We start from the raw sequence: 10,979 nt of genomic DNA, 5'->3' as shown, positions 1-10,979 counted from the left end.
CGTCGCTCGCATATGGACCCCCGCGCTTAGGGCTTCGGGCTAAATTGCATCATTTTTGTGTTGGGCTTGACTAAAACGTTCATAGCAACGATCTCCAGAAACGCTATTTGATGGATATCAACCGTGTATGTTTTTTAACGATCTCAGGAAACCTTATTTGGATAAATTCATGTGAAAAATGGGTGTTTATGTTATGTTTTTAGCGAAATAAGGCTTCTGGTGATCGTTACAATTACAGAAGATGCTATTTCACTCAAATAAGCTCGGCTGAGATCAATAGAATAAAAGGAGCTGCCACTACTGTATTCCTTTAGGGGTGTAACAGAGTATCCCAGTATCCCGGTATCAATGTAACCTTTTATACATTACAAATTAAAAATCAAAATGATCCGGGTCTGGACCTACACGCACATTCCCGTTCAGCGAGCTGATACGCTGCATTTCTTCCGTGGACAGCTCGAAGTCGAAGAGGTCAGCATTCTCGATAATCCGTTGCGCTTTGGTTGACTTGGGAATGGTCACTACGCCATTCTGTAGATCCCAGCGCAGAATGATCTGGGCGACCGATTTGCCTTTGGATGAAGCAATCTCTGTCAGTAACGGGTTGTCCAGCAGTTCACCCTGCATCAATGGTGACCAGGCTTCAAGCTGGATGCCATGCTGCTCACAGAATGCCTTTAACTCTTCCTGCGTAAGACGCGGGTGATATTCAACCTGGTTGACCATCGGTTTCACCTGTGCATCCTGCATCAAATCCTGTAAATGATGAATCTGGAAATTGCTCACGCCAATGGCAAGGATTCGGCCTGCAGCGTACAGCTCCTCCATGGCCCTCCAAGCACCTTTGTATTTGCCGGCTTTGGGCCAATGGATCAGATACAGGTCCAGAACATCCAGTCCGAGCTTGTTCATCGTTGTATCAAATGCAGCAAGAGTCTCTTCATATCCAAGGTCTGCATTCCATACCTTGGAGGTGATGAACAGCTCTTCACGTTTCAGCCCATTCTCCTGAAGTGCTTCGGCAATAGCCTGTCCTACACCGGCTTCGTTCCCATAGATGGCGGCAGTGTCGATGCTGCGGTATCCGTGTTTAATGGCGTGTTTTACTGCTTCGATCAGTTCTTGCCCCTCTTCGACCTTGAAGACGCCCAGACCAAACCAAGGCATATGAACCCCGTTATGCAATGTTGTTGTAGATTGTAGATGTTGTGCTATGTTCATAATAAATCCTCCCTGTATTGTTTAAATTTTAACATTTAAAGTAAAATTTCCAAACTTTCATGATACAAAATCAAACTATAGTAGATCAAATAGCATTCAACGTATATAGTAACGTATATAGTCGAAAAAAACATATGAAACCGGTTCCCTATACTAGCTGTAGCTCGTCAACAACGAGATAGTTGCTTTTTGTTTTTTACAGATTTATTGGACCATGATGTTTTTAACTCAGCTTGCTTGCAACGAATTTGTTATGACGTTGTCGCTCTAGAAATCTGGCGCATATGGTCAGGATTGCCGCGGCAAGCACCATCAGTGCACCAACCCAGGTAGTGTGGATCAAACCGAAGGAGTCACTCACAACGCCTCCAAGATAGGCGCCGATAGCGATGCCTGCATTAAATGAAGCAATGTTAAAAGCGGAGGCGACATCCTTGGCTTGTGGTGCATACCGTTCCGCGAGAGTGACCACAACCATTTGCAGACCCGGCACATTCATAAAAGCGAGTAACCCCATACCCCATATGGTCAGTAATGCTGCCCATTTGAATGGTGCGGTGAAGTATAACACGCCCAGGATGACCGTCTGCACAATGAACATGTACAGAAGTGACCTTAATGGATGGCGGTTAGCTGCTCTACCGCCAAGGATGTTGCCGATGGCAATGGCGATGCCGTACAGCAGCAGAATGAAAGCAACGCTTTTGTCTGAATAACCGCTGATATCATGTAATAGTGGCGACAGATACGTGAACACCACGAAGGTGCCTCCGTAGCCTACCGCAGTAATGACAAAGGCAAGCAGTAGTTGTCCGCTCGTTAACAGCTTCAACTGATCGCGAAAGGCTGTACGGGTCCCGCGCTGTATGGTGGAGGGAATAAGCAGCAGATTGGCTGCAAGTGCAAGAATACCGACAGCTGCAATAAGCATGAAGGCAGTACGCCAGCCAAAGTGTTGGCCTATAAATGTACCAGCAGGTACGCCGGTTACCGTCGCAATGGTCAGTCCCGAGAACATAATTGCAATAGCACTTGCTCTGCGGTCAGCAGGAACCAGGTCTGCTGCGATGGTTGAGCCAATGGACATGAACACGCCATGAGCAAGAGCGGATATGACCCGTGCGATGAGCAGCATTGCAATCCCGGTGGATAGTGCAGCTAGAGTGTTCCCTATAATGAAGACCACCATAAGGATCATCAGCAAGGATTTGCGGGATATGGCAGACGTCAGTGACGTTAGTACCGGAGCTCCGAACATGACTCCCAGAGCATATATGGTCACGGTCAGACCCGCTGAAGTTACGGTAATGTGAAGATCGTCTGCAATCAGCGGCAAGAGTCCCACACTGATGAACTCGGTTGTACCAATTGCAAAAGCACTGATTGCCAGAGCCAGCAGCGCCCATGTGCTTCGTTTTGTTTCGTGATGCATGTCTTGCTCAACTCCTTGAATGTAGATTTGCTTATCGGCAAATGCTATTATGAATTATTCGGTTCCTAAAGAATAGTACGTACTTTTTAGTACCCTACGTACTTTTTGGTGCCTATCTAATAGCCGGAATCAAACGCCGATAGAGATATCGAACAAGGAGGAAGACGCTGGTGGAGCGTAAAAAATATAATATTTCGGTAGAAGCAACGCTAGAGGTGATTGGCGGCAAATGGAAGTGTGTTATTCTCTGTCACCTGACACATGGAAAGAAACGCACCAGTGATCTGAAGCGAATTATGCCTGCAATTACTCAGAAGATGCTAACGCAACAGCTCAGAGAGTTGGAGGATGATGGGATTGTCAACCGAATTGTATACAATCAAGTCCCGCCCAAAGTAGAGTATGAGCTGAGTGAATATGGATGGAGCCTGGAGCCGATTCTGAACGCTCTTTGTCATTGGGGGGATCAGCATATCATCAAGGAATATGGCGACAAGTCAGCAGTTCTGGAGGATAACGGACTCAATGATTTTAATACTGACAATGACAAGGAGCTGGTAGAACCATGAGATATGAAATTTTATATGAAGGTGCTTTTGCTATGCTCAAGGTAGAGCTGCAGCGCGGGGAACGTTTCAAGGCCGAGAGCGGAGCTATGGTGTCCATGACACCAACGGTGGATCTGAAGGGATCAGCGGAGGGCGGTATGTTTGCCGGATTCGGGCGTATGCTGAGCGGGGAGAAGTTTTTCTTTCAGGAGTTAACAGCAGCGGGGAGGCCGGCGGAGATCTTGCTTTCTCCTTCTGCTATGGGCGATGTGCAGGCCGTTGAGCTGGATGGTACCTATTCTCTTTATGTACAAAAAGATGGATTTCTTGCAGGAACCGAGGGTATACAGGTGAACACCAAAATGCAAAATCTCAAGAAAGGTCTTTTTTCCGGAGAAGGCTTCTTTATCGTTGAAATTAGTGGAAGGGGTACGGTCTTCCTGTCCTCTTACGGTGCGATCCATTCCATTCATCTGGCTGCTGGCGAAGAGGTTATTGTGGACAATGCACATCTGGTGGCATGGCCTCATTACATGGATTATCGCATTGAAAAAGCTTCCCAAGGCTGGCTGTCCAGCGTGACGAGTGGGGAAGGGCTGGTCTGCCGTTTCCGCGGAGAGGGCACGGTTCTAATCCAGAGTCGAAACCCGCAAGGGTTTGGTCAATGGGTGAAGCAGTTTATTCCTACACGATGAATATGGTTATTATTTCATAGATAAACTTTTTAAAATGCAACGGATGTATGTTCCGAAGCGTTATTACTAACAGACTCGTTATACGATGGAGAAGACATCTCCGCTTCACAAGATCGTACATCACGGAGGTATAAGAATGAAAAGCTCACGATACACGAATCCGCAAGATAGTCCAGGATACCTGTTATGGCAGGTGACTACGATGTGGCAAAAGGAAGTGAGGCGAGTGTTGGAGCCACTTGAGCTAACACAGCCGCAATTTATCTTACTGCATACTTGTCTATGGCTCAATGAGCGTGATGTGGAAGGCAAGGGAGTTACTCAGGTTCAGATTGCACAGTTTGCTAATGTGGACGTTAATGTGACTTCTCAGGTGCTGCGTACCCTTGAAAAGCGAGGATATGTTACGCGTGCTCGTCATCAGACAGATACCCGGGCCAATATCATTACAACCACCCCTGAAGGCACAAGACTGGCTATTGAAGGCATGAATCTTGTTGAAGAATCAGACAAAAATTTCTTCGAGCTTCTGGCTGAACGCAAAGAGGGGTACATGGAAATTATGCAGGAGTTTATTCGACATAAAACAGACCAATAATACTTAACATTGAGATAGTCTAAGGACGAAAAAAATAATAAACCTTCCTGTTTACGGACCCCGTAAGCCAGGAAGGTTTATTTCGTATAATCATCTATTCCAGCCTATACGTTGCGAAGGGCTCGCCGTGGCGAAAGTCCTGGCTAAGCTGGTCGAGCTCAGACAGCAACTCATGCGGCAGCTTCAGCTCAAGGCTGGCCAGATTGTGATCGAGCTGCTCCGTCTGTGTCGCACCGACAATGACGGTGGATACTGCGGGGCGTGTCAGCAGCCAGGCTAGAGACAGCACACTTGGAGAGCAGCCGTATGCTTCCGCTTTGGTGCTCACCTGCTCACTAAGCCTGATGTTGTGCTCTAACAGGAAGCGGTTGAAGGACGGATCGGTCTCGGCCCTGGAGCCGGATGGAATGCTGGCTTGTCCATTATATTTACCCGTGAGAATACCGCCAGCCAGCGGGAAATACGGAATAATGCCTACTCCCTGATCAAGACACATGGGAACGAGTTCATGCTCGGGTGTACGATCGGCGAGGGAGTAGCTGGTCTGCGTGGAGATATAGCGCGCGTACCCACGCATGTCGCTGATGCCAAGGGCTTTCATCAGCTCCCAGGCGGCGTAGTTGGAGGCGCCGATGTAGCGCACTTTGCCGGACGTGATCATGTCGTCCAGTGTGCGCAAGGTTTCATCCAGCGGGGTATGCGGGTCGAAGGTATGGATCTGGTACAGATCGACATAATCCGTTTGCAGACGCCGCAGGCTATGCTCCAGCTCTTGCTGGAGATGGTAGCGTGAGGAGCCGCGACCATGAGGACCAGCATGCCGGGGCAAGCCGGCTTTGGTTGCAAGCACCGCGTTTTCACGTCGTCCGGCAAGGGCCTCACCGATAATTCGTTCTGATTCTGTTCCAGCATAGATGTTGGCGGTGTCGATAAAGTTGATGCCTTGATCCAGGGCTGCATGAATAATGCGGGTGGAGGTAGCCTGATCGGCCCTTTTCCCAAATGCATTTGTACCCAATCCCAGTGCGGAGACTCGCAAACCGCTGTTACCTAAACGTCGATACTCCATCGTTTATCGCTCCTTCTATGTCTGATATTATATAGCCGATTATATCGTAATCTATTGAAAACGTGTTATTAATATAGTTAAATGAATGAAGAAACCGTTATTATAAAGGAGATATGATGGAGAACAGTGTTGCACATTTAACCCGACGGAAGCCGAAGAAACCGAAGAAGAAATGGAAGAAGCCGCTTATCATAACCTTCAGTATACTTATTTTGCTCGGAGGACTCGGGTTTATCTTTCAAAAGGAACTTGTCAGACTGGGCTTTAATATGTTCGCCGCAGGTACGGTAAAGGAAGCGCTGGACAAATCTTATAAAGGTGTTGGTGATCGAGAGGCTCCTGTCGTGCAGCATACTGAACCTTTTTCATTGCTGCTGCTGGGTATTGATCAACGAGATAAAGAGCCTAGCCGTTCGGATACGATCATCTACTCGGTCGTGCGACCAGAGGATAATAAGGTGCTGTTGCTCTCGATTCCGCGTGACTCCTACACCGAGATTGTAGGTCGTGATGTGAAGTCCAAGATCAATTCGGCCTATGCCCACGGTGAAGCCAAAATGGCGATGGATACAGTAGAGAAGCTGCTGGAGAACAAGGTGGACTTCTATGCGGCAATCAACTTTCATGGCTTGAAGGATATTGTCGATGCGGTGGGGGGCGTTGAGCTGCCGATCAAGAAAAACATCGAGAACAAAAATAAAGCGCATGAGAAGCTGTTCGTTGAAGCCAACAAACCGATCTACAACGGCGAAGAGGCGCTGGGTTATGTACGTTATCGGGAGGATTCCGATTTCAATCGGACGATGCGTCACCGGATATTTCTGAGTGCGTTCATGAATCGTGCGCTTGAGGTCAAAAATCTGACCAAAATTCCAGACGTCATCCAGATTGCCGGATCGAATTTTACAACCAATATGACATCGGACTTTATCGTGAATTTTGCCGAGTCTCTATATATGAAGGATAGCGCACCAACCATCAGTAACTACATGCTCAAGGGTGATGGAGCGATGCGTGGTGGTACGTGGTATTATGATCTGTCTGAAGACGATCTGAAATATGTGCGCGGCATGATTGCCAGCTGGCTGGACCCAAACACAACACAGCTCATTGAGCCGGAGTCCACGGATGAAAGCGGCACGGCAGATAAAAGTGATTCAGCAGATAAAGGCTAGGCTTGTAGCGATGCCACGGTGGGGTATAGATTGGCACCCTGTCGATGATAAGAGAATAAACACCAAAGTACACAGAAGGCAGTTTGCTCTCTGTGTACTTTTTCGTTATGTCATAGTGTACGGCTGTATTATATCGTTGTCAGATCAAGATTTTTTTCGTCCAGATCAAGGCGCATTAACAGGATGTTACAGATAAAGGCAGCAGTGAGGTCAGCTGTTCCAGCTCAAACTCCTCCGAACTGTTATCCACAGAGATCAGCTGCATATTTTCCCACGTACAGACGTTGGCCTTCATTCCTTGCACAAATGTATCCCAGTGCTCCAGCTTCCATCTGTCCCTCTCCAACCCTCGAGTTCTCAAGCGCTGTTCAAGCACATCAACATTTACATCCACCCGAAGCACAACAGGAATGACCTGCTCCCATCCGTATTTGGACACCAATGTGTCAATGTAATCGCTTTTATGAAAATAACCAACAAAAGGCGCGTCCAGAATAACCGATCTGCCCAGTTGCAGATTGTCGTTAGCCACGTTTAACAGCGTTTCATACTCCAGATCCATCACGATATCGCGGTAAAAGGTGTTGCCGTCACGATCATGAGGGGAATACCCTTGCGTTTCCAGAAGTTTACCCGTAAACGTGTTACACACAACATCTTTATCCAAGTAACAAAAGTGATGCTCGGTGGCCAGCTTTTTGCCAATGGTTGATTTACCCGAGCCAGCGGAGCCAATGAGAAAAATCAGTACAGGTTTCATATGCTTCCCCCTACAGGATATCAGGATCGTAACGATCATGAAGGAATTTAAGTTTCAATATATAGTTCGCATATACGAACTTAATTCGTGTTAGTGAACAGTCGCTTATAGAGTATACTGTTTCTCTCCGAAAAACAATCCCTTTTGGGGAAAAAAGAAATCAGAAAAAAATTTGGAGAAAGCGGTTGATATTTTCTGAACGGCTGATCTATAATGAGGGCATCGTTCGGTGATGTGAAATAAGTTCACATATGCGAACTTCGACGTCGAAGAATTTGAAGGAGATAACATGGACAATATTCGCATGAATAAGTCTGCGGAGCGTGTAGCAGATTTACTCGTTTTATTTGCCAAGAGTGGTGCTCCGTTAACACTGAATGAAATATGCAAACAGATGAACATGCCCAAGAGCAGCGGGTTTGAACTCGTGCAGACGCTGCTGCACAAAGGGTTTATTGAAATGGACGATGCACGTCTCAAGACATATCGCTTGGGTATTGCGGTGTTTGAGACAGGCATGGCTTATTTGTCCAATATGGGAGTTCCCCATATGGCCCGGCCTTTGCTTCAGGAATTAAATCGTCAGACAGGCAGCACGGCCTTTCTTGGCATTGAGGACAAGGGACGGATCGTATATCTGGACAAGGCGGAGAGTTATTCTGTGATGCGTCCAACAGCCAAGCTGGGCTCACGCCGGTACATGCATACTACAGGACTGGGCAAAGCGTTACTTGCAGCTCTTCCGACCCGCAAGGTGTTAGAAATTCTGGGAGAAGGTGAGATACCCTCGCGTACATCCTACTCCAAAGTGACGGTTCCCGATATTTTGCAGGATATGCAGGAGATTCGTGAGCGTGGTTATTCTATTGATGATCGTGAGGATCATCTGGAGATGTACTGCATCGGGTCTGCTGTCTATGATCAGTGGGATGAGCCCGTGGCTGCAATCAGTGTAGCTAGCATGTATTCCGGCATGACCCCGGAACGTGAGGCCAGCATAGTAAAGCTGGTTAAAGAAGCTGCATGGAAGCTCTCAGGTCAGCTGGGCTATAGCGGGGATCGCTTGTATCCGCAAAGACAAGAGTAGACCGATGTGAAGTGCAGGACAAGGGCGTTTGAATAGAAACTAGACATAGGAGTTAAGGGGGATACAGATATGTGGCGAAAGCTGGAGAACATGAACACCATTGCTGACACCGGTATTGTACTGATTATTCGATCAGAGAGCGAAGAGGAGGCACTATCCGTTGCAGAAGCAGCAATTGCAGGAGGAATCCGGGCACTTGAAATTACAATGAGTGTACCGGGAGCACTCGATGTCATTAAAATTTTATCACGAAAATATTCTTCCCAAGGTATTCTGATCGGTGCAGGTACGATTCTGGATGGGGAAACGGCGCGAGCTGCCATACTGGCAGGAGCAGAGATGCTGGTAAGTCCTCAACTCAACCCAGACATGATCAAGGTGGCCAATCGTTACCAGGCGGTTACAGTCAGCGGGGCGTTCACTGCGAAGGAGATCGTAGAGACGCTTGAAGCTGGAGCGGATATCGTGAAGCTGTTCCCCGCAGAAGCTGTAGGGCCGCAGTATGTAAAAGCGATGTCTGCGCCTCTGCCTCAAGCTGCGATTGCACCTACGGGTGGAGTTACACCGCAAAATGTGCATGAATGGCTTGCTGCAGGATGTGTCGGAGTTGGTGTGGGCAGTTATATTACCAAAGCTCACAAGGATTCCGGTGACTACGGACGTGTTACGAAGGCTGCGGCAGAGTTTCTGCAGGCTGTAGCTGCTGCGCGTTAATTAGCCCAAGCGGATAAGATCACCCGTGCACGTGTAAACGAAGTTCACAGCGATCAGGAGAATGCACGAAGCTGGTCGTTGTGAGCAGGCAGGGGACGAAGAGGTAGAGTTTGCTGAAACTGTAGAAATATAAGCGTTTTACTCAGTTATGAAAACGTATACTTTAAGAACACCTGACCCTTATCAAGGGTTCAGCAGGGCTTATCCAAACCTTTAATTTCCATATTTATTCATTATATATATTTTAAGTAATTAATTATTTATATATGTTGAGGAGAGTGACTTCAATGGCAACGTTAAAACCATCGCCTTCCCCTGCATCGGTAACTCAAGCCCCAAAAGTGGGTTTGAGATGGGGCATCATTCTATTATTGCTCTTGGGAGCTGTTGTAAACTATTTGGACAGATCCAATCTGAGCATTGCGAATACAACGATAGCAGCAGAATTCGGACTGTCTTCCACGCAGATGGGTTTGCTATTATCCGCATTTCTATGGCCTTATGCATTGGCTAATCTGCCGGCGGGCTGGCTCGTGGACAAGTTTGGACCGAAAAAGATGTTCACCTGGGCCTCTGGACTGTGGTCTACGGCTACCATATTGAGTGCATTTACGAATACGTACTCCCTCTTATACGCGATGCGTATGCTGCTGGGTGTATCTGAATCTCCTTTTTTCACCTCCGGTCTGAAGGTGACTGAGCGCTGGTTTGCCAAAAGTGAGCGGGGACTGCCAACCTCGATTATTAACACGGGTTCGCAGATTGCGAATGCGATCGCACCGCCACTTCTGACGGTTCTTATGTTAACGATGACGTGGAGAGGTATGTTTATTTTTGTCGGTGTCATTGGTCTGATTATTATGCTGATCTGGCTCAAGGTATATCGTGATCCGACATGGGCCGAAAAGCAGCTGATTAAAGGAACAGACGCTGTAGCTGAACAGGGCGCGGGTATGGAAAAAGCACAAACCGCCGATGCTCCAAAGGCCAACTGGGGTTCTTTGTTCAAACACAAAAGCACCTGGTTTATGATCATCGGAAACTTCGGTATTATGTTTACGATCTGGGTATACCTGACATGGCTACCAAGCTATCTGGAGAAGGAGCAGGGCTTTACGCTGAAGGAGACAGGCTGGATTGCATCCATTCCGTTCGTAGCCGGAATTATCGGTGTGCTGCTGGGTGGATTAATCTCGGACTTTTTCATTCGAAAAGGGGTAAATGCAGTCACTTCACGGAAGGTTCCTATTGTTGGTGGAGCTATTCTGGCCGCAGCTTCCGTCGCACCTATTCCTTTTATCGACAGCACGGTCGTGAGCATCGTTTTATTGTCTGTAGGTTACTTTGCTTCGCAGCTGCCATCAGGTGTTATCTGGACACTGGCTGCCGATATTGCTCCGGGTGAACAAGTAGCTTCCCTGGGTGCAATACAGAACTTTGGCGGATTCCTGGGGGCTGCGCTTGCTCCTGTTGTAACCGGATACATTTTGGACACAACAGGTAGCTTTAACAATGTATTTTTGCTGGGCGCAGGTCTGTTGCTCCTTGGCGCGCTGTCCTACGGTGTATTTTTGAAGAAACCAATCTCTAAAGCGACGCATTAATACGGTTAACAGGAAAATCACCTTCTATAGTAGAGTTGCACAGTGCCTATAGCAGAGTTTGAGAGTGCTCTACGAT

Annotated in this window: 11 protein-coding genes; 7 read left to right on the top strand and 4 right to left on the bottom strand. The window is 47.5% G+C overall.

Translation table 11 applies throughout. The features are described from left to right. Nucleotides 1-372: 372 nt before the first annotated feature. Nucleotides 373-1,215, bottom strand: coding sequence for an aldo/keto reductase (locus DFQ00_RS24720; RefSeq protein ID WP_110899137.1), 843 nt, complete (start codon nucleotides 1,213-1,215; stop codon nucleotides 373-375). 229 nt (nucleotides 1,216-1,444) lie between these two features. Further along, complete coding sequence (locus DFQ00_RS24715) at nucleotides 1,445-2,653, bottom strand: MFS transporter (protein ID WP_110899127.1); 1,209 nt, start codon at nucleotides 2,651-2,653, stop codon at nucleotides 1,445-1,447. A gap of 170 nt (nucleotides 2,654-2,823) precedes the next feature. Between DFQ00_RS24715 and DFQ00_RS24710 the strand changes: the two genes are divergently transcribed. The 3 genes from DFQ00_RS24710 to DFQ00_RS24700 all read left to right on the top strand — a co-directional run bounded on the left by DFQ00_RS24710 (nucleotide 2,824) and on the right by DFQ00_RS24700 (nucleotide 4,494). Continuing rightward, nucleotides 2,824-3,222, top strand: a complete 399-nt coding sequence (locus DFQ00_RS24710) for a winged helix-turn-helix transcriptional regulator (RefSeq protein WP_110899126.1) — start codon at nucleotides 2,824-2,826, stop codon at nucleotides 3,220-3,222. Then, nucleotides 3,219-3,896 (top strand): TIGR00266 family protein, encoded by a 678-nt coding sequence (locus DFQ00_RS24705; protein WP_110899125.1) that lies wholly within the window; start codon nucleotides 3,219-3,221, stop codon nucleotides 3,894-3,896. Before DFQ00_RS24710 ends, DFQ00_RS24705 begins: the two co-directional genes overlap by 4 nt. 136 nt (nucleotides 3,897-4,032) lie before the next feature. Continuing rightward, on the top strand, nucleotides 4,033-4,494 hold the full coding sequence (locus tag DFQ00_RS24700) for a MarR family winged helix-turn-helix transcriptional regulator (RefSeq protein ID WP_167433832.1): 462 nt from the start codon (nucleotides 4,033-4,035) through the stop codon (nucleotides 4,492-4,494). 94 nt (nucleotides 4,495-4,588) lie between these two features. Here DFQ00_RS24700 and DFQ00_RS24695 read toward each other — a convergent pair whose 3' ends face one another. After that, the gene (locus DFQ00_RS24695) at nucleotides 4,589-5,563 is read right to left on the bottom strand and encodes an aldo/keto reductase (protein ID WP_110899123.1); all 975 of its coding nucleotides are present in this window, start codon (nucleotides 5,561-5,563) and stop codon (nucleotides 4,589-4,591) included. 116 nt (nucleotides 5,564-5,679) lie between these two features. Here DFQ00_RS24695 and DFQ00_RS24690 point away from each other — a divergent pair, with 116 nt between their 5' ends. After that, nucleotides 5,680-6,738: an LCP family protein gene (locus tag DFQ00_RS24690; RefSeq protein ID WP_110899122.1), complete on the top strand. Its 1,059-nt coding sequence runs from the start codon at nucleotides 5,680-5,682 to the stop codon at nucleotides 6,736-6,738. 175 nt (nucleotides 6,739-6,913) lie between these two features. Here the strand turns inward: DFQ00_RS24690 and DFQ00_RS24685 are convergent, their stop codons facing one another. Next, complete coding sequence (locus tag DFQ00_RS24685; protein ID WP_110899121.1) at nucleotides 6,914-7,498, bottom strand: P-loop nucleotide/nucleoside kinase family protein; 585 nt, start codon at nucleotides 7,496-7,498, stop codon at nucleotides 6,914-6,916. Nucleotides 7,499-7,787: 289 nt separating this feature from the next. Here DFQ00_RS24685 and DFQ00_RS24680 point away from each other — a divergent pair, with 289 nt between their 5' ends. The 3 genes from DFQ00_RS24680 (at nucleotide 7,788) to DFQ00_RS24670 (ending at nucleotide 10,903) form a co-directional block, all read left to right on the top strand. Then, nucleotides 7,788-8,585, top strand: a complete 798-nt coding sequence (locus DFQ00_RS24680; RefSeq protein ID WP_110899120.1) for an IclR family transcriptional regulator — start codon at nucleotides 7,788-7,790, stop codon at nucleotides 8,583-8,585. A 69-nt stretch (nucleotides 8,586-8,654) separates the two neighbouring features. Next, entirely contained in the window at nucleotides 8,655-9,299 is a 645-nt protein-coding gene (locus DFQ00_RS24675; protein WP_110899119.1) for a bifunctional 2-keto-4-hydroxyglutarate aldolase/2-keto-3-deoxy-6-phosphogluconate aldolase, read from the top strand. 287 nt (nucleotides 9,300-9,586) lie between these two features. Further along, nucleotides 9,587-10,903, top strand: a complete 1,317-nt coding sequence (locus DFQ00_RS24670; RefSeq protein WP_110899118.1) for an MFS transporter — start codon at nucleotides 9,587-9,589, stop codon at nucleotides 10,901-10,903. Nucleotides 10,904-10,979 lie beyond the last annotated feature (76 nt).

The sequence above is a fragment of the Paenibacillus barcinonensis genome (assembly GCF_003217495.1).
In the GTDB taxonomy this organism is placed as follows: domain Bacteria; phylum Bacillota; class Bacilli; order Paenibacillales; family Paenibacillaceae; genus Paenibacillus; species Paenibacillus barcinonensis.
Note: the sequence above shows the minus strand (reverse complement) of the source record. Positions and strands in the feature narration are given on the sequence as shown.